The sequence below is a fragment of the Streptomyces sp. BBFR102 genome, assembly GCF_051397025.1.
GTDB lineage: Bacteria > Actinomycetota > Actinomycetes > Streptomycetales > Streptomycetaceae > Streptomyces.
Window position 1 is genome coordinate 5,673,250 of the sequence record NZ_CP195757.1, and the last position, 18,793, is coordinate 5,692,042.

The following is an 18,793-nucleotide window of genomic DNA, read 5'->3' on the forward strand; positions in this document are numbered from 1 at the left end:
TCCGGCTCCGCCCTGCGCGCGCTCATCCTCCCACGCGCCCCGCAGACGCCCTCCCGGACCCTGCTACGGCTGGATCACGACAAGGAGATTCGGTGACGGCAGGTGTAAGGAGGGCAGCGCGTGGAGATCCTTCTTCCGCGCCGGTGCGACCAACTGCCCGCTCCCGGTTCCGACCGCCCCGACCTGGGCCGTCCACCCGCGGCGACCGGCGCCCGGACCAACGGGGGAACAGTGCACCAGGACCAGCCCGAACCGCAGCCGGGCGCGCCCGCGTCCGACGCCCCGCCGCCCGTACCGGGCGGGCCCGCGCCCCACGGCGGCATCGCCGAGGACACCGCACTCGAACTCCTCGTGCACGGCGTCGGCGGCAGCACCCCCGCCGAGATGCTCGCCGACCCCTGCACCGTCCGCGTCAGCGGCGACCAGACCGCCGCCGTCCACCGCCGCGCCCAGGACGCCGACGCCGAGCGGCGCCCCGAGGACTACCGGGGCAAGCCCGTCCCGGAGGCGTACGTCTGGTCCAACCTCACCAGCGGCAACGGCACCCGCGCCCTCTGGCTGCTCCTGCTGCCCTTCATGGTGGTCAACCTCGCCCACTGGATGCGGCCCTCCACCACCGGCCGGCGCACCGCCGTCCGCCTCTACGGGTTGCTCGCGCGCCTGGTCGCGCTCAGCCTCACCGTGCTGCTCACCGCCGCCGCCTGCGAGGTCGCGCTGGACCTCGTCGCCTGGCAGTGCGCCGGCACCGCCAGCTGCTCCGGCGAACGGGCCTGGCTCGGCTTCCTCGCCACCGACCTCCAGGGCCACGGCGGCTGGTGGTCCCAGCCCGGCCGCCGCCTCGCGGTCGCCGCCCTCGTCCCCGGCGCCCTCACCGCGCTGCTCTGGTACCTCTCCCACCGCACCTGGCGCAGCTACGAGTCGCAGCAGCCGCTCCCCGCCGTCGACCGGGCCGAGCAGGAGGCCGAGGAGAGCGCCCCGCACGCCGCGCTCGGCCGACCCGGCTTCTGGTACGGCCGCCGCCTCGGCGCCCGGCTGCGCGCCGCCCACACCTCGGCCGGGCTGCTCACCATCGGCGCCGCCGTCGCCGGTCCCGCCGCCGACCACGACCGGCTGCCCGGCGGCCCGCCGCCGCTCGGTGCAGTCGGCTCCGCCGTCCAGGCCGCTCTGCTGGTCACCGCCGTCGCCGTGGTCTGGGTCGTCTCCCGGCGCGGCCGGGCCGAGAGCCGCCTCGACGAGCGCCTCGACCGCCTCGTCCGCGTCCTGCCGCTGACCGCCCACGCCCTCAGCCTGCTCAGTCTCTGCTACGCCGCCTGGTCCCGGCCCGGCTGGCAGTCCGCCGGGCGGCTCCCGGGCGACGAGACCTTCGGCGCGCTGGTCCTCGCCCAGGGCGTCCTGGTCGTCGCGCTCGCCGCCACCGCCCGCCGGCTGCACGCCACCACCCCGGAGCGCCGCACCGTCCTCAAGGGACTGGGCGGCCCCGCCGTCGCGATGCTCGCCTGCGCGCTGGGCGGCGTGATGTCCGGCGGCGTCGCCCAGCGCGTCGCCGACTGGCTCGACAACGGCTCCAGCCCCGGCGCCCCCGGCGGCCCGATCCCCGGCCCGCCCGTCCTGCTCTCCTGGCAGGCGTCGGTCCTCCCGCCGCTCCTCGTCATCCTCCTCGCCCTCCTCGTCTGGTACGCCGTCCGTACCCACCGCCACGCCCGCCGCGAGGAGGCCCAGGTCGCCGCCGACCACCCGGGCGAATCCCTCGACGCCACCCGCACTGCCAGGATCGCCTCGGCCCGCGCCCGCGCCGCCCTCACCGACCGCGCACCGGTCGTCGTCGGCGTGGTCTCCTCGGTCACCCTGCTGCTCGGCGCCGGCGCCCTGCTGGGCGCCTGGACCACCGCACGGGTCCCCGGCGAGGCGGCCCGCGAGCTGCCCGCCGTGGTCAGCGGCGCCGCCGCCACCGCGCAGGCCCTCGGCTCCTGGCTGATCGGCTTCGGCTTCCTGCTCTTCGTCACCTGGGGGCGCCGCGCCTACCGCGACCCGGCCGCCCGCCGCACCATAGGCATCCTCTGGGACGTCGGCACCTTCTGGCCCCGCGCCGCCCACCCCTTCGCCCCGCCCTGCTACGCCGAGCGCTCCGTGCCCGACCTCACCTGGCGGATCGCCTCCTGGACCCGGGAGACCGGCGGCCGGGTGGTCCTCTCCGGTCACTCCCAGGGCAGCGTGCTGGCCGCCGCGGCCGCCTGGCAGCTGGGACCCTCCGCCCGCCGCCGAGTCGCCCTGCTCACCTACGGATCACCGCTGGAGCGGCTCTACGGCCGCTGGTTCCCCGCCCACTTCGGCCCGGTCGCGCTGACCACGCTGCACGGCGAGGTCGACTGCTGGCGCAACCTCTGGCGGCGCACCGACCCCATCGGCGGTCCCGTGCGGGTCAGCGCCGAGGGGCGGCCCGAGGTCGACCGCGCACCGCTGGCCGACCCGCTCGCCCACGGCCGGACCGCCGCCCACCCGCTGCCCGCCCCGATCCTCGGCCACTCCGACTACCAGGCAGACCCGGCCTTCGCCGAGGAGCGGGCCCGCCTGCTCGACCGGCTGGCCGAGCCCGCCGCCGCCCTGCCCAAGCAACTGACCGCCGCCGACGGGCAGCCCGCTCAGGGGAGCACGGGAAGGTCGTCCGGGTAGAGCAGGGTCAGCTCGTCGGTGCTCGGCGCGGCGAGCTGGGCGACCCGCCCGGCGTGCCGCTCCACCATCGCCTCGAAGGTCTGCCGGGCGGTCCGGCCGTTGCCGAACGCCGGGCCCTTCGGCAACGCCGTGAAGTACTTCAGCAGCGCCTCGCCGGTACCGGGGCCGAGCCGGTACTCGTGCTCGTCGGCCTGCTGCTCCACGATCCTCAGCAGTTCCTCAGGGTCGTAGTCGGAGAAGGTGATGGTCCGGGAGAAGCGCGAGGCCACCCCTGGGTTGACGGAGAGGAACCGCTCCATCTCGACGGTGTACCCGGCGACGATGACCACGACCGCCTCCCGGTGGTCCTCCATCAGCTTCACCAGGGTGTCGATCGCCTCCCGGCCGAAGTCCCGGCCGGAGTCCTCCGGCGAGAGCGCGTACGCCTCGTCGATGAACAGGACCCCGCCGCGCGCCCGGTCGAACGCCTCCTGGGTGCGGATGGCGGTCGAGCCGATGTGCTCGCCGACCAGGTCGACCCGGGAGACCTCGACCAGATGGCCCCGGTCCAGCACGCCGAGGGCGGCGAGGATCTCCCCGTAGAGCCGGGCCACGGTGGTCTTGCCGGTGCCGGGGGAACCGGTGAAGACCAGGTGGCGGCGGACCGAGGCGGCCTTGAGCCCGGCCTCCCGGCGGCGCCTGCCCACCTCGATCATGTCGGTGAGCGCCCGTACCTCCCGCTTCACGCTGGCGAGGCCCACCAGCGCGTCGAGGTCGGCGAGGACGGTGTCGGCCGGGCGGGTCTCGGGTGCCGGCTCCGCTACGGCCTCGGGGGCCGCCGGTGTGGTGGCGCGCGGCGAGGGGACGCCGCCGAGCAGGCCGACGGTCCGGGTGGCCGGAGCCGGGGCGGTGGTGGCCGGCGCCGTCGAGCCCAGCTGGGTGCTCTCGTCGCTGGAGCACTCCTCCACCACGGCCCCCTCTCCGTCGGCGCCCGCCTGCGCGAACTCGAAGCCGCCCCGGGCGCACCGCTCGGTACGGCACTTGCGCAGAGTGCTGCGGCAGCCGTCGATGATGTGGAAGCCGTACCCCTCACTGCCCGTCACCCGGCAGCCCTGGAAGGTGCCGCGGCCACCCGCCGAGACGTAGAACCCCGCCTCCGTCGGCGAGGTGACGGTGGTCCGCTCGATCAGCGGGTCGGCGCCCTTGGTGACGATGACGCCGGTCTGCACCGCGTCGATCGTGCAGCCGGCGAGGGTGCCGCCACTGCCGTGGTCGCGGAACCAGGCGCCCCGGCCCGCGCCGCTGATCCGGCAGTCGTCCAGCTCGGCGGCGGCGCCGCCGCTGACCGACACCGCGATGTTGCGCACCTGGGCCAGGTCGCTGTCGACCACGTCGGCGCGCGAACCCCGGTCCAGCACGCAGAGCGCGTCCGGCACGTCGTGCACCCGGCAGGCGTCCAGCACGGCGGTGGCACCGTCGCTGACCCAGACGGCCGGGTAGTCGCCGGTGCCCTCGTGGATCTCGCAGCGGTGGGCGTCGACCCGCGTCCCCGGGTCCCACACCGACAGGCCGTTGCGCCCGAACCGGGCCACCTCCGAGCGGGTCAGCGTCAGCACCGAACGCGACCGCAGGTCCACCGCGTTCTCCGGTACGTCGTGGACGCGGCAGTCGGCCAGGGTCAGCACGGCGTCGGTGTCCAGGGTGACGCCGTTGCCCGTCACCCGGTGGACCGCGCAGTCGGTGAGGACGGCCGCCGCCCGCGAGGCTATCTGCACGCCGGAGCCGTTGATCTCGTAGACCTCGCAGCCCAGCGCCTCCAGGCTGGAGTGGTCGCCGGTGACCGACAGGCCCGCCCCCGCCGCGTGGTGCACCCGGCAGCGGTCCAGCCTGGGCCGTCCGCCGCCGCGCACCGCGACCCCGGACTGGCCGGCCGCGATCACCTCGCACTCCTCGAAGATCCCGCCGCCGCCGTCGACCACGGCGATGCCCACGCCCGCCGGGTTGTCGACGGTGCAGGCGCGGACCGTGGGCCGCCCGCCCGCGCGGACCTCGATCCCGGCGGCGGAGCGCGTGACGATCCGCAGGCCCGCCAGCTCCGGGGTGCCGTCCTCGACCAGGACGGCCGGGACCGCCGCGTCCTGCCCCTCGATGTGCAGCCCCTGGACCCGCGCGGAGGCCCGCACGGCCAGCGGGACCCCCTCCGGCGGCGCGATCCGCACCGACCCGGCCGACCCCTCCTGCCCGAGCAGTGTCACCGCCCGGTCCACCACGAGGTTCTCCCGGTACGTGCCCGGGGCGACGGTCAGGACGTCACCGTCGGCCGCGGCCTCGAGGGCGGCGGTGAGGGAGGCGTACTCGCCTGTGCGGCGCCGCCACCGCGAAGTACCGGTGTGCGTCACCTGGACCGTGCCCTGTGCCATGGTGTTGTTGTGCCCCCACCTCGTGTACGCGGGTCCTGCGGACTGTCGCCGGACGAGCCCGGCCGGTCCACCGTAGCGCGCGCCGGATGGGGGAGTTGACCGGTCGGTGCGGCAGGAGCGCGGTGATCAGCTTCCGGTGCCGGTTCTGCCCCAGTCGGGGCCGACCCGCTCCCACTCCCGGTCCCAACAGGCGTACCGGAAGCGGACGATGCGCCACCGCGCGCCCCGGCGCACGCCCTCGACGAGAACGCCCCACGCGGTGGCGGCGCCGATCCCGGCCAGCCAGGCGTGGGTCTGCGCCATCATCGGCGGCATCGGGGGCGGGGTGGCGGAGCCCCGCAGGTCCGTCCAGATCCGGAAGCGGGCCCCCGGGGTGTCCGAACCAGGGGGTGCGACGATCCTGCCGGTGCGGGCCGTGCCGTCGGGCGCGGTCCAGCGGGCGACCACCCGGGTCCGGGAGTGCGGGGCCTGCGCGGTCTCCGGGTCGGCGTCGTAGACCGGTCGGCCGAGCGGCCGGTCGACCGTGGCGACGGTCTGCCGCCGCTGGGCCCGTTCGGCGGCGGCCGTCTCCAGCAGGGCGCGCTCGGTGGCGGAGCCGACGGTCAGCGCCACCCAGGGGGCGCCGACCACCAGGAGCGCGCCGCAGAGCAGCGCGAGCCACGCCTCGACGCGGTCGGTCCGGCGGTAGAGCGGGCTGCGGCGCCAGCGCCACAGCCCGGTGATCGTCCGCATCGCACCCCCTCTCGGTCACGTCCGGCCGTGCGGTCCGCCACGCGGGAACGGCTGCCCGAGGCGAGCGGAACCACTCCGCGGGACCCTCGACGAGTCCCGCCCGAGCGGATCAGGCTCCCACGGGCCGTCGCGCGAGGACGGTGAACGGGTCCCCCGCGCGGACCGTACCGGTCGATTCGGGGATCAGATTCTGCCCGAAGACGAGCTGGGAACCGAAACGGCGGTGGCGTGCGAGGGTCCGCAGGGGCTCCTTGCCGCGCTCGGCGGTGCGCTGGTCGGTGGTGGTCACCACGCAGCGCCCGCACATCTTGGCGACCTTGAAGGTGACCTCGCCGACGGCGACGCGCGCCCACCCGTCCTCGTCCCACGCTCCGGTGCCGGAGACGACGAGGCTGGGGCGGAAGCGCTCCATCGGCAGTGGGCCCTCGGCGGCGTGGTCGCCCTCGGCGATCAGCGTGTTGAGCGCGTCGAGCGAGCCGGTGGCGGTCACCAGCAGCGGATAGCCGTCGGCGAAGCTGACGGTCTCGCCGGGGGCCGCGAACTCCTGGTCCACGAGGCGGTCGCGCGCAGGGTCGGCGAGGTGGACGAGCCGGACCGCGCTGCCGAGGAAGGCGCTCACCCGGGCGCTCGCCGCGGCGTCGCCGACGACCGCGCGGACCTTGTCCTTCCAGATCTCCACGGTGGCGGCCGGCGCGCCGTGACCCGGCACCGGCACCTCCCACGGCTCCCGGCCGGGGACGGTCAGCAGCAGGCCGCCGCCGGGCAGCGGCGCGACGGAGACCAGCGCCAGGGCGGGCAAGCCGCGCTGGGTGACGCACCGGCCCTCCGCGTCGACCAGCATCCAGCGCCGGTCGCCGGCCAGCCCCCACGGCTCGACGGCGGCCGTCGGCAGGGTGAGACCGCGGGTCCCCTTCACGGGGTAGACGTGGATGGAGGTCAGCTCGGCTTGGGACATGGAGCCATCCTGCCACCGGCCCGCCGAGCCGTACCTCCCCGTTCGTCCACTCCGCGCTCTCGGGCGGACCCGCCGGTCAGTACCCGCCTCGGTAGGGCCCGTTGTACGGGTCCTCGTACGGCTGCTGCGGCGGGGCCGGGTTCGGCCGGGCAGTGGCCGGGCGCATCGCCTCGTATCCCGAGGGCTGGGCCGCCGGGCGCATCGCCTCGTACCCCGCCGGCGCGGGGCGCGGCTGCTGGGGCGGCTGCGGCTGGGTGTAGGGCTGCGCGGGCTGGTAGCCGCGCGGTGGCGCCTGCTGCTGCGGGATGTACGGCGCGGGGGCCTGCTGGAAGGCGGGCGCCGGGGCCTGCGTCTGCTGCGGGTACCCGTACCCCGCGGGCTGCGGTGACGGGGCGGCGGGGAGTGCGGGCAGCGCCGAGGGCAGCGCGGGGAGCGCGGAGCCCGTGTTGTACATCGAGGGGACCCGGATCGGGGCGATCTGCGGCGTGCCCCGCTCCGCCACGAGCGAGTCGTAGATCGGGGTGTCCTGGAAGGATGGCGCGGAATGGTAGCCGCTGCCGTAGCTGGCGCGGAGGGAGGTCATGGCACCTAAGTTAAGCCCACGACGCGGTCATTGGGGAGCCCGATCAGAGGGTTGTTTTCCGGTCCGGGGGCCACGCGGCCTCATCAATGTGGGTGAACATGTCGAAATCATGCCAACTCTCGGGTTCCGATGAGGTATGAAGATCCGCCTCCAGGATGAGGCGACGCGCCGCCTGCCAGTGTTCTTTCTCCGGAAGAGCCGCTTCCGGCGGGCCGGAGGTGCTCCGTCCTCTCCGCCCCGGGGTGACATCGGGGCAAGTCCCCCTCATCGGGCCTGCGGTGGGAGACGGCGCGGCGCCCCGGTCCGCTTCCCGCTCGACGAGTGCGACGTGCCGCCCCTCGTCTGCGCCCTCGCCCTGCTCACCCAGGGGCCGGACGGCCTCGTGGTCCACCGCGAGGCGCGCTACCTGGTACCCGGCCGCGGCCCCAGCCCGTAGCGCGCCCTCGACGAGGCGTACGGTCGGGGCCTGCGCGGGACGCCGGGGCGCAAACAGGCGCGGACCACCCCTGCCGCACCCGCCCCGCGCACCCCTGGCACCAGCCCCGCGGCGACGGCCCGCCGCAGGTCATCGACTATGGTGGCCGGGTGAAGATCGCCCTCGTGGACTCCGGGATCGGCCTCCTGCCGGCCGCCGCCGCCGTGCGCCGGCTGCGCCCCGACGCCGATCTCGTCCTCTCCTCCGACCCCGACGGGATGCCGTGGGGCCCCCGCACGCCCGCGGACGTCAGCGCACACGCCGTAGCGGCCGCCGAGGCCGCCGCCGCGCACGCTCCCGACGCCCTGATCGTCGCCTGCAACACCGCGTCGGTGCACGCGCTGCCCGCGCTGCGCGAGCGCTTCGAGCCGGGGCTGCCCGTCATCGGCACCGTCCCCGCGATCAAGCCGGCGGCGGCCGGCGGCGGCCACGTCGCCATCTGGGCCACCCCCGCCACCACCGGAAGCGCCTACCAGCGCCGGCTCGTCGCCGACTTCGCGGGCGGCACCCCGGTGACCGAGGTGCCCTGCCCGGGCCTGGCCGACGCCGTCCAGTGGGACGACCCGGCCGCCGTCGCCGACGCCATCGCGTCCGCCGCCGCGCTCACCCCGGCCACGGTCACCTCCCTCGTCCTCGGCTGCACCCACTACGAACTCGTCGGCGACGCCATCCGCACCGCCCTGGAGCACTCCGGCACCGGTCCGCTCACCCTGCACGGCTCCGCCCCGGCGGTCGCCGCCCAGGCCCTGCGCCGCCTCGGTATCGCCCCGAACCCGGCCGCGCCCGCCACCGGCACCCTCACCGTGCTGCTCAGCGGCCGCGCCGAGTCCCTGCCCGCCGCCGCCCTCAGCTACGAGCAGGGCCGCCTGCTCGCCCCCGTCGCCGCCGACCGCTGACGGACCCGGCGCTCCAGGCGCCGGACGGGGCGGTCGCGGGGTCCCTCGTACGCCCCGCGCGAACTGCCCCGGCACGGGAGTCTCCGTATGGTCGGCCGTATGAGGGAACCCGAGCCCGCGTCCCGCCCCGCCGACGTCCCGCCGCACCCGGGGCCGCACGCGCCCGTCGAGACCTGGACCGGGCGCGCCTCCGGCCGTCTCCAGTGGTTCCTGGCCGTCGCGGGCCTCGCCTGCCTCGCCCTCGGCGTCGAACTGGCCGTCGACTCCTCCTGGGCCTCCGGGATCACCCCGCTGGTCATGGCCGTGGTCGGCTGCATCGCCGCCGGGCTGCTCATCCTCTACGGCACCCTCGCCTTCGTCCACGTCGCCGTGCGGGTCGACGACGACGCGCTGGAGGTGCGCTGCGGCCACCTCGGCTTCCCCCGCCGCCGCATCCTCCTGGGCACCGTCGCCGACGTCGATTACGCGCCCAGCGTCTGCCCGCGCCACTGGGGCGGCTGGGGGTACCGCTGGCGCCCGGAACGGGGCATGGCCGTCGTGGTGCGGCGCGGCGAGGGCCTCGTCCTGCGCCTGACCGACGGCCACAGCCTCACCGTCACCGTGGACGACGCCCGCTCCGCCGTCCGCGCCATCCGCAACCGCCTGCCCGAGGCCAGCTCCTCCTACTAGTACTGCAAACGCGGTTGCGGTACCAGGACCCGCCCGGCCGCTCCCGAACGGAGCCGGATCACCGCCCACCGCGTGCCGCCCCACGGCGGGGGGCAGGCCCCGAGCCCGCCCTCCGGGGCCCCGGCTGTCCTCCTTGACCCACAATGGAGCCCATGAACAGTTCAGCCCGTCCGGACCGCACCACCCGCCCCGCCGATGCCGAGGGCGACTTCGCGTGGCCGGTCGGCCACACCCCCCGCCTCCCCGCCGCCGCTTCCTTCGACGAGCTCGGCCTGCCCGCCGGGATACGGGAACTGCTCACCGAACGGGGCGTGGAGACGCCCTTCCCGATCCAGGCGGCCACCCTCCCGGACGCCCTCGCCGGGCGGGACGTCCTGGGTCGGGCACGGACCGGTTCCGGCAAGACCCTCGCCTTCGGGCTGCCGCTCCTCGTACGCCTCAAGGGTCGGCGGTCCGAGGCCCGCAAGCCCCTGGCGCTCGTCCTCGTGCCGACCCGCGAGCTGGCGCAGCAGGTCACCGACGCGCTCGCGCCGTACGCCCGCGAGCTGGGCCTGCGGACGGCCACCGTGGTCGGCGGCATGTCGATCGGCCGGCAGGCCACCGCCCTGCGTGAGGGGGCCGAGGTCGTCGTCGCCACCCCCGGCCGCCTCCTGGACCTCGTCGAGCGCAAGGACGTCCGGCTCGACCGGGTGGAGACCACCGTCCTCGACGAGGCCGACCAGATGGCCGACCTGGGCTTCATGGACCAGGTCACCGGGCTCCTGGACCGGGTGCCCGAGGGCGGCCAGCGGATGCTGTTCTCCGCGACCCTCGACCGGAACGTCGACCTCCTGGTCCGGAACCACCTCCACGACCCGGTGGCCCATTCCGCCGACCCCGTGGCCGCCGCCGTCACCACCATGGACCACCAGGTGCTCCAGGTGCACGGCGCGGACAAGTTCGCCACCGCCACGGAGATCGCCGCCCGCGACGGGCGCACGATCATGTTCCTGGCCACCAAGGCGTCCGTCGACCGCTTCACCGCCCACCTCCGCGGCAGCGGCGTCCGCGCCGCGGCCCTGCACGGCGACAAGTCCCAGCCGCTGCGCACCCGCACTCTGGAGCGGTTCCGCGGCGGCGAGGTGAGCGTCCTGGTGGCCACGAACGTCGCCGCGCGCGGCATCCACGTCGACGAGATCGACCTCGTCGTGAACGTCGACCCGCCGGCCGACCACAAGGACTACCTCCACCGCGGCGGACGCACCGCCCGGGCCGGCGGCTCCGGCACCGTCGTCACCCTGGTCACGCCCGACCAGCGAAAGGACGTGCTGCGGCTCATGGCGGACGCGGGGCTGCGGCCCCGGGTCACGCAGGTCCGCTCCGGCGAAGCGGAACTCAGCCGCCTCACCGGCGCCAAGGCCCCGTCCCGCGTCCCGGTCGACGGCAGCGCGCCCAGCGCCGAACGCCCCAAGCGCGGCGGCGCCCAGTTCCGCGGCATCGGGACCGTCCCCGGTAAGTCCGGCCGGGCCAAGAACGAGTCCCGCCGGAGCGCCGAGGAACGGAAACTGGCCGAGGCGCGCAAGGCCGCCCGAATCCGCCGAGGCCGCTGACCCCGCCCCCGGCCCGGCCCCGCCGGAGGCCCTGAGCACGCCCGGGTCACGAGCCGTAGACTCCGACGCGTGACCGCCACCATCGCCCCCGCCGACGGGACTCCCGGCCCGCCCCCGCCCCCGCCCCCGCCGCCCGCCGGGCCCGGCCGCACCGCCCGCCTCCTGCGTGCCCTGTACCTCGCCGCCGGGGCCGGCCTCGCCGGCGTGCTCCTCTACGTCAGCTTCCCGCCCCGGGTGCTGTGGTGGCTGGCTCTGCCGGCCTTCGCCGCCTTCGGGCTGCTGCTGCGGGGGCGCGGCTTCAAGGCGGGGCTGGGGCTCGGTGCCCTCTTCGGCCTCGGGTTCCTGCTGCCGCTGCTGGTGTGGACCGGCGTCGAGGTCGGCCCCGGGCCGTGGCTGGCGCTGGCCGTCGCCGAAGCCTTCTTCGTCGCCGTGGTCGGCGGCCTCACCACGCTGGTCGCCCGGCTCCCCGGCTGGCCGCTGTGGGCCGCCGCGCTGTGGACCGCCGGGGAGGCCGCGCGGGCCCGCGTGCCGTTCGGCGGGTTCCCCTGGGGCAAGGTCGCCTTCGGCCAGGCCGACGGGATCTTCCTGCCGCTCGCCGCCGCCGGCGGCACCCCGCTGCTCGGCTTCGCCGCCGCACTCTGCGGCTTCGGCCTCGGCGAGCTGGCCCGCCAGCTGTACCTGCGCCGCAGCACCGGGACCCTGCGCCGGGCCGCCACCGCCGGTGCCGCCGCCGCGCTCCTCCTCCCGCCCGCCGCGGCCCTCGCGGCCCGCCCGCTCGTCTCGGACCGCGCCGAGAACGGCACCGCCACCGTCGCCGTCGTCCAGGGCAACGTGCCCAGGATGGGCCTGGACTTCAACGCCCAGCGCCGCGCCGTCCTCGACTACCACGCCCGCGAGACCGCCCGCCTCGCCGCACGCGTCGCCAAGGGCGAGGCCGCCCAGCCCGACTTCGTCCTGTGGCCGGAGAACTCCTCCGACATCGACCCCTTCACCAACGACGACGCCCGCTCCGTCATCGAGAAGGCGGCCACCACGGTCAAGGCGCCCATCTCGGTCGGCGGCGTGGTCCTGGCCGAGGACGGCAAGCTCTACAACCAGCAGATCCTCTGGGACCCCGACAAGGGCCCCGTCGACACCTACGACAAGCGGATCATCCAGCCCTTCGGCGAGTACATCCCGCTGCGCTCCCTGATCGGCTTCTTCAGCGAGGGCTATGTCGACATGGTCCGCACCGAGTTCAGCCGGGGGACCGATCCGGGCGTCTTCGACCTCGCCGGGAGCCAGGTCGGCATCGCCACCTGCTACGAGGCCGCCTTCGACGGCGCCGTACGGGAGACCGTGGACGCCGGGGCGCAGCTGCTCTCCGTCCCCAGCAACAACGCGACCTTCGGTTTCAGCGAGATGACCTACCAGCAGCTCGCCATGTCCCGGGTCCGCGCCGTCGAGCACAGCCGCGCCGTCGCCGTCCCCGTCACCAGCGGCGTCAGCGCCGTCATCCGGCCCGACGGTGAACTGGTCCAGCGCACCGGCATGTTCGAGCCCGCCTCCCTCGTCGCGGAGGTGCCGCTGCGCTCCTCGCAGACCTGGGCCACCCGGCTCGGCGCGCTCCCCGAGGCCGCCCTCGTGGCCCTCGCCGCGGTCGGCCTCGGCTGGGCCGCCACCGGCGCGGTGCGCCGCCGCCGCGCCGCCGCCCCGGACGCCTGAGCGGGGGCGTACGCCCCCTGTGGCCAGGGCCCCCACGCGCCTGCGTAGGGGCCCTGGCCAGACGTTAGGGTCGCACGCATGGCTACTCCCGACTTCCTCCGCACCCTCCGCGCCTCCGCCGGCCACCAGCTCCTGTGGCTGCCCGGGGTCAGCGCCGTCGTCTTCGACGACGAGGGGCGCGTCCTGCTCGGCCGCCGCGCCGACAACGGCCGCTGGTCGATCATCGGCGGCATCCCCGACCCGGGGGAGCAGCCCGCCCAGTGCGCGGTGCGCGAGGTGTACGAGGAGACCGCCGTGCTCTGCGTCCCCGAGCGCGTCGTCCTGGTCCAGGCCCTGAAACCGGTGGCCTACCCCAATCAGGACGTCTGCCAGTACATGGACATCACCCTGCGCTGCCGCGCCGTCGGCGGTGAGGCCCGGGTCAACGACGACGAGTCCCTGGAGGTCGCCTGGTTCGCGGTGGACGACCTGCCGGAGCTGGCCGAGTTCTCCGCCTACCGGGTCAGGCAGGCGCTGGCCCCTGCCGACACCCCCACGTGGTTCGACCCCGCCTTCACCGACCCCCGCGAGTTGGAGCGCACCGACACGCCCGAGGCTCCCGGCCGCTGACCTGCCCGCCCGCGACCGCCCTGGTCACGGGCGCGGCGGGCGGTATCGCCGACGCCCTCGCCCTCGCCCTCGCCGAGAGGGCCGCCGCCGGGACCGGCACCCGAGGCCGGAGAGGCCGCGTCGCCTCAGGGGCGCGCGGGGGGAGCTGCGAGCCCCGGTGACGTCCCGTCGGGGCGTGGTGCGCGCGGGAGGGGCTGTGCCGTGGTGAACCAGAACAGGGCCGCGCACAGGAAGGCCGCCGCCGCGAAGACCAGCGACTCCGTGAGCGAGTCGGCGCGTGCGCCGGCGACGAGGCCGCCGGCCGCAGACAGGCACAGGGCGACCGCGGGCCGCGTACGCGAGTGGTGCGCGGCGACCGGGGCGTGGGCCGGCGGCAGCAGACGGGTCGCGAGGCAGTAGCAGGCGCAGGCCAGCAGCGTGGTGCCCAGGACGTCACTGGGGCGGTGGTGGTACGTGGCCAGGACGGCGCCGGCGGTGACGGCGAGCCACAGCATGCCGGCCGCCGTGACGTACGGGCGTACGCGCGGGGAGGCGACGAGAACGGCGGCGAGGACCAGCCCGGCGGGGACGGCCACATGCCCGCTGGGGAAGCTGGCCTCCAGGAGGGAGACGCGGGCGCCCACCAGGTCCGGGCGGGGCAGGACGGTCCTGAGTACCTCCTTGCCGCCGACCGTCGCCAGGACGACTCCGATCGCCGCGCACCCCTGCCACCAGCGTTTCCGCACCAGCGCGACGACCGCGACGGCCGCCGTGCCCACGACCAGGGTGGGCACGGCAGTGCCTTCCAGGGGCGGCAGGGCCGACGACCCGTAGGCCGCGCCCGACCAGTCGTAGATCCAGGCGGGCCGGGCGCCCTCCCCGCCGAACAGGGCGTTCTCGGCCCGCTGTCCGAAGGGCGTGCAGACGGCGGCCAGGTAGACCGCCACGAATCCCAGGAGGGCACGTGGCGCCGTGATCCAGCGCCGTCGCGTCCGTGCGGCCGGCGGGGTCCGGCCAGGAGGGGACTGCCGGGGTGCCGTCGTCTTCTGCTGAGCCATCCGTCTTCTTCCTTACGGCAGTTCGAGGAGGGTGCGCTGCTGCCGCCGCTGGGCGGCGATGGCCAGGACGGGCAGGGGTGCGATCAGGAGCAGGAGGACGACCAGGTCCGGCAGGGAGCCCATGAAGCCGCGCGGCTGCACGACGATCGCCTGCACGCGGACGAAGGCGAACACCGCGACGGGGATGAGCCACCGGCGGTCGCCGGTGGCGGCGGTGGCCACCCACGCCGCGAGCAGCCCGGCCACCTCGACGACGAACAGGCCGCGCTGGAAGGCCGGGCTGATCGCGATGACGTGCAACTGCCCGGCCACGAACAGGCCGACGGTGAGCGGGATCAGCCAGCGGTACGAGTGGCGGCGCAGCCGCTTGGGGCGGCAGACCGCCAGCACCGCACAGGCGGCGCACAGCGTCCCCGACAGCACCAGGTCGCGCGCGGTCAGGGGCGCGCCCAGCCCGTAGTAGCCGAGCCCGGCCATGCCCTCGGTGCCGAAGAGCGTGGAGGTGCCGAAGGTGGCGCCCGCGTGGATCATCGCGACCGAGGCCGGCAGCGCGATCCACGCCCTGCCGCGCAACAGGGCGACCAGGCAGACCAGCGGGAGCAGCCCGTAGGGCAGAAGCCTGGTCCGCGTGGGCCCGTCCGCCCACGGGTACCAGCCCGAGAAGTGGAAGGCGATGGCGTGTTCGCCGGGGTCGATGCGCAGTCCCCAGTGCCACACGTCCTGGAGGTACGGCACCAGCGCCAGCGCGGCGAGGACGAGGGCGGCCAGGTGGACGCCGTCCAGCCACCAGGGCCGGGCCGGATCTTCGGCGACTTCGCGGGCGCGGGCCTCCAGCCCGGCACGTATCAGGGTGGCGGTCTCCCGGGGCGGCGGCCAGGAGCGGCCCGGGTACGCCTCGGCCAGGCAGCCCAGCACCTCCTGCCCGTGGCGGGCACGGTAGGACGCGGGGTAGGCCGCGAGCAGCAGACGGTTCATGCCGGTGCCGCCCCCGTCCTGGGCCCGTGCTCGATGACGAACGCGGCGGCCTGCCGCATTCGCAGCGCCTCCCGGTGGAGCACCGTGGAGCCGTCCTCGGTGAGCCGGTAGTAGCGTCGCGCCCGGCCGTCCACGATCTCCTCGTGGTCGGCCCTCACCAGTCCCGCCCGCTCCATCCGCTCCAGCGCGCCGTAGAGCGTGCCGACAGCGATCCGCAGCCGCCCGTCTGTGGCCTGCCCGGCGGCCTTGATGATGCCGTAGCCGTGCAGGGGCCCGTCCAAGAGGGCGGCGAGGATGAAGTACTGCGGTTCCGTCAGGGACGGATTCTTTCGGTCCATGGGGGCGAGGATATATCGAGCGGCGAGATATCCTCGCCGCCGGGTACCGCGAGGCCCACCGAAGCTCCGCTCGCATCCGGCGCACAGCGTCATGCCCGACGGAGCAGGGCGACGCCGAGCCGGACGGTCTCGTACGCGAACGCCCGCAGCCGCTCCAGGCCACTGCGGGCGTCGGCGCCGGCCGGCCTCGACCCGGCTGAGGGAAGGCCGGCCGAGGCTCGTCCGCCGGGCGCGGGGCACCGCGTGGCCGGGGCGCCGGTGCCCGAGGATCTCGCCGCGCTCGACCGGCTGCCCGACGCCGACGGCCACGCGGGTCCTGCGCCGCGACCACCTCGCCGCACGCGCCGGACACCGGGTGGGGGCGGCCCACCGCCCGCCTGAACCCCGGCGCGGCCCGGACCGGCCGCTGCGGCACCTGGTGGGCGCCGCCGACGGTGACCGGTACGAGTGCGGGCGAGGCAGCCTTCCGCCGAGCGGGGTGAGCGGACGGGCGGGGGAGTGTCGGACGGCGGCGGTTCCCCGCGACGGGTCTACGGTCGTGCCGCACCTGCCGCGCAGGGGCCGCCCCGGCGCCCGGCGCCCCGAGAGCTGTGGAGTTGTATGGCTTCCGCGTCCCCTCCGCCCACCCCCACCCCCGCCGCCGGTGCGAGCGCGGGGTCCCTGCTGCGCCGCTGGAAGCTGTGGCTCCTGCCCGCCGTACTGAGCGGGCTGGTCGCCCTGCTGCTTTCGTTGCTCTACATGGGCGGCATCCTCACGCCCGACAGCAGCCTGCACCGTCTGCCCATCGCCCTGGTCGACGCGGACACCGGTCGACCGCTGCCCGGCGAGCGGCGGAACCTCGGCGCCCAGCTCAGCTCGGAGATCGTCTCCTCCTCACCGGGGGAGGACGTGCAGTGGCGGCGCCTCACCCGGGCCGAGGCCCACGACCAACTGGCCTCCGGTCGGGTCTACGGCGCCCTGGTCATCCCCGCGGACTTCACCGACTCGGTGCGCGCGCTGGCCGAGGGGGCGGCGGACAAGCGGCCCACCCTCACCCTGCTGACCAATCCCGGCATGGGCAGCCTCGGCTCGGCGCTGGCCGACCAGGTGTCCGGGCGGGCGGCCGGTGAGGCGTCCCGGGTCCTCGGCGAGCGGCTCACCGAGTCGTCGGGCGGTGGCGCCAGCCCCTCCGAGCGCCTGCTCCTGCGCGACCCCATCGCCGTCACCACCGAGGTCGGGCACCCGATCGGTTCCCGCAGCGGCCTGGGGCTCAGCGCCTTCTACTACACGCTGCTGCTGGTACTCGCCGGGTTCCTGGCGGGCAACATCATCCACAACGGCGTCGACACCGGGCTCGGGTACGCGGACAGTGAGATCGGCCCCTGGCACAGCCGCAGGCCCACCGTCCCGGTCAGCCGGGCCGCCACCCTGCTGGTCAAGATGGGGATGACCGCCGGCCTCGCCGTGCTGACCACCGCCCTGATCATGGTGGCGACCGTCGGCATCCTCGGGATGGACGCACCCCACCTCCCGCTCCTCGCCCTGTTCTCCTACTGCGCGAGCCTCACGGTCGGGCTGGGTGTGCAGGCGATCAACGCGGCGTTCGGCGGGATCGGTCAGCTCGTGGCCATGTTCGTCTTCATCGCCCTGGCGCTGCCCTCCTCCGGCGCCACCGTGCCCCTGGAGGCCGTGCCGGAGTTCTACCGGGTCCTCGGCGTCTTCGAGCCCATGCGCCAACTGGCCGCCGGTGTCCGGGCCATCCTCTACTTCGACGCCCAGGCCGACGCGGGCCTCGCCCGTGCCTGGGTCATGATCGCGATCGGGTTCGCGGCCGCCCTCGTCTTCGGCTTCGCCATGGCCCGCTACTACGACCGCAAGGGCCTGCACCGCATGGTGCCCCGGCCGGAATGAGGCGGCGCGCCCCCTCGCCCGGCACGCGCCGGCCTCCCCTTCCTTCCTCTTTCCCCACCTCCGTCATCCTTAGGAGCAGGCATGACCAGCGATCCCCCGCCGATCAGCGCCGCCGCCCGCCACGCGCTGGAGCAGGAGCTGGCCGATGCCCGCACCGAGCGTGAGACGGTCGCCGCCACCCTGCGGGACCCGGACCCCGTCGCGGGCGACCGCGCCGACGCCGCCGACGAACTGCGGCGCAGCGGGGACCTCGCCCGGCTGGACGCGCGGATCACGGACATCACCTCACGGCTCCGGCAGGCCGACGACGCGGGGCCGCCGCCCGCCGGGGTGGTCGGTGTGGGCTCCACGGTGACCGTGCGGTTCGACGACGACACCGAGCAGACGGTCCGGATCGGCGAGGCCACCGAGGGCTACGACGCGTCCCTCGTCACGGCTGACAGCCCGTTGGGCCGCGCCCTCATGGGACACCGGCCCGGTGACCCGGTGAGCTACCGCACGCCCGACGGCGAGGCCGCGGCCGTGGTGGTCTCCCTCGGCGGGGCGCCCCGGGCGCGGGGCTGACCCGCCCGGAGACGCCCCACTCGGGTCACTCCTCGTAACGAGTCGGCGGGTAAGGGGCGCGGGACCCGCGGGTACGGTCACCCGTGGGGATCTCGCCGGCGTCCGCCTCCCGGTCGACCTCCTCGTGGCTCGCGCGATAGGCGGTCTCGGAGCTCTCGGGCGCGTCGCCGGGCAGGCCCGCCTCCTCCCGGTCGCGTACCGTCCGCCGTTCCAGTCTGTCCTCGTCGGGGCGCCGGGGCATTCCCTTGCCGCGGGCGCGGTCCGAGTCGCCCTCGACCGTCCGGTTGGGCTTGTGGTGGTGTGCCATGCGTCCTCCCGCGCGTGTTCGGTCGCGTGTCGCTCCCTCCCATCGTGCGCCGTTCCGCCAGGATGCGCGCGGGGTGGCGGAACCAGCCGCCTGCACCGCCGCCCGCGGATGACCCTCCACCGGGTGAAGGCGCAGAACCGCACGGTGAGCTTGCCGGCCGGTGTCGAGCAGGACGCGCACGCCCTGGGGCGGGGCCGCTCGCCTTCCAGGGGTGTACAGCGCCTCGACCGGCCGCAGCCCGTGCGTCGGCGAAGGCCCGCGCCTCGGCCCGCACGGACCCCGTCGGGGCACGCGCGATCGGGCCGCGCACGGAGACGGGGCGCTCCCCGCCACCTCGCGGAGGGTCACACCGGCGCGTACGAGGTCGGCATCCGCCACGTACGCGCCGCGCCGGCCACGTC

At 75.7% G+C, this 18,793-nt stretch carries 16 protein-coding genes; 8 read left to right on the plus strand and 8 right to left on the minus strand.

What is annotated here, in order from left to right; genetic code table 11:
* The first annotated feature begins 231 nt into the window (after positions 1-231).
* Complete coding sequence (locus tag ACSLIC_RS25195) at positions 232-2,670, plus strand: hypothetical protein (protein ID WP_436740478.1); 2,439 nt, start codon at positions 232-234, stop codon at positions 2,668-2,670.
* Here the strand turns inward: ACSLIC_RS25195 and ACSLIC_RS25200 are convergent.
* From ACSLIC_RS25200 to ACSLIC_RS25215, 4 genes are all read right to left on the minus strand, one after another.
* Positions 2,640-5,069, minus strand: a complete 2,430-nt coding sequence (locus tag ACSLIC_RS25200; protein WP_436739984.1) for a right-handed parallel beta-helix repeat-containing protein — start codon at positions 5,067-5,069, stop codon at positions 2,640-2,642. The genes ACSLIC_RS25195 and ACSLIC_RS25200 overlap by 31 nt on opposite strands.
* Positions 5,070-5,195: 126 nt before the next feature.
* A complete protein-coding gene (locus ACSLIC_RS25205; protein WP_436739985.1) occupies positions 5,196-5,801 on the minus strand; it encodes an Rv1733c family protein in 606 nt (201 codons plus the stop codon).
* 109 nt (positions 5,802-5,910) lie between these two features.
* Positions 5,911-6,756 carry an MOSC domain-containing protein gene (locus ACSLIC_RS25210; protein ID WP_436739986.1) on the minus strand — a complete coding sequence of 282 codons (846 nt, stop codon included), beginning with the start codon at positions 6,754-6,756 and terminating at the stop codon, positions 5,911-5,913.
* Between the two features lie 76 nt (positions 6,757-6,832).
* Positions 6,833-7,339, minus strand: coding sequence for a DUF6643 family protein (locus ACSLIC_RS25215; RefSeq protein WP_436739987.1), 507 nt, complete (start codon positions 7,337-7,339; stop codon positions 6,833-6,835).
* Between the two features lie 585 nt (positions 7,340-7,924).
* Here ACSLIC_RS25215 and ACSLIC_RS25220 point away from each other — a divergent pair.
* The 5 genes from ACSLIC_RS25220 (at position 7,925) to ACSLIC_RS25240 (ending at position 13,281) form a co-directional block, all read left to right on the plus strand.
* Positions 7,925-8,710, plus strand: coding sequence for a glutamate racemase (locus tag ACSLIC_RS25220; protein ID WP_436739988.1), 786 nt, complete (start codon positions 7,925-7,927; stop codon positions 8,708-8,710).
* Between the two features lie 99 nt (positions 8,711-8,809).
* Positions 8,810-9,379 carry a hypothetical protein gene (locus ACSLIC_RS25225; RefSeq protein WP_436739989.1) on the plus strand — a complete coding sequence of 190 codons (570 nt, stop codon included), beginning with the start codon at positions 8,810-8,812 and terminating at the stop codon, positions 9,377-9,379.
* 152 nt (positions 9,380-9,531) lie between these two features.
* Positions 9,532-10,968: a DEAD/DEAH box helicase gene (locus ACSLIC_RS25230; protein ID WP_436739990.1), complete on the plus strand. Its 1,437-nt coding sequence runs from the start codon at positions 9,532-9,534 to the stop codon at positions 10,966-10,968.
* 69 nt (positions 10,969-11,037) lie between these two features.
* Positions 11,038-12,672 (plus strand): apolipoprotein N-acyltransferase, encoded by a 1,635-nt coding sequence (lnt, locus tag ACSLIC_RS25235; protein ID WP_436739991.1) that lies wholly within the window; start codon positions 11,038-11,040, stop codon positions 12,670-12,672.
* 78 nt (positions 12,673-12,750) lie between these two features.
* Positions 12,751-13,281 (plus strand): NUDIX hydrolase, encoded by a 531-nt coding sequence (locus ACSLIC_RS25240; protein ID WP_436739992.1) that lies wholly within the window; start codon positions 12,751-12,753, stop codon positions 13,279-13,281.
* A gap of 125 nt (positions 13,282-13,406) precedes the next feature.
* Here the strand turns inward: ACSLIC_RS25240 and ACSLIC_RS25245 are convergent, their stop codons facing one another.
* From ACSLIC_RS25245 to ACSLIC_RS25255, 3 genes are read right to left on the minus strand one after another with little or no spacing between them, the layout of a single operon-like run.
* The gene (locus ACSLIC_RS25245) at positions 13,407-14,318 is read right to left on the minus strand and encodes a phosphatase PAP2 family protein (RefSeq protein ID WP_436739993.1); all 912 of its coding nucleotides are present in this window, start codon (positions 14,316-14,318) and stop codon (positions 13,407-13,409) included.
* Between the two features lie 12 nt (positions 14,319-14,330).
* Entirely contained in the window at positions 14,331-15,293 is a 963-nt protein-coding gene (locus ACSLIC_RS25250) for a hypothetical protein (protein ID WP_436739994.1), read from the minus strand.
* Positions 15,290-15,631, minus strand: a complete 342-nt coding sequence (locus ACSLIC_RS25255; protein WP_436739995.1) for a PadR family transcriptional regulator — start codon at positions 15,629-15,631, stop codon at positions 15,290-15,292. Before ACSLIC_RS25255 ends, ACSLIC_RS25250 begins: the two co-directional genes overlap by 4 nt.
* A 600-nt stretch (positions 15,632-16,231) precedes the next feature.
* On the opposite strand from ACSLIC_RS25255, the gene ACSLIC_RS25260 reads away from it, so the two are divergent.
* Both ACSLIC_RS25260 and ACSLIC_RS25265 read left to right on the plus strand, forming a co-directional pair.
* Positions 16,232-17,521, plus strand: a complete 1,290-nt coding sequence (locus ACSLIC_RS25260; protein ID WP_436739996.1) for a YhgE/Pip domain-containing protein — start codon at positions 16,232-16,234, stop codon at positions 17,519-17,521.
* 81 nt (positions 17,522-17,602) lie between these two features.
* Complete coding sequence (locus ACSLIC_RS25265) at positions 17,603-18,085, plus strand: GreA/GreB family elongation factor (RefSeq protein WP_436739997.1); 483 nt, start codon at positions 17,603-17,605, stop codon at positions 18,083-18,085.
* 25 nt (positions 18,086-18,110) lie between these two features.
* Here ACSLIC_RS25265 and ACSLIC_RS25270 read toward each other — a convergent pair whose 3' ends face one another.
* Positions 18,111-18,392 carry a hypothetical protein gene (locus ACSLIC_RS25270; RefSeq protein WP_436739998.1) on the minus strand — a complete coding sequence of 94 codons (282 nt, stop codon included), beginning with the start codon at positions 18,390-18,392 and terminating at the stop codon, positions 18,111-18,113.
* Positions 18,393-18,793: the final 401 nt, after the last annotated feature.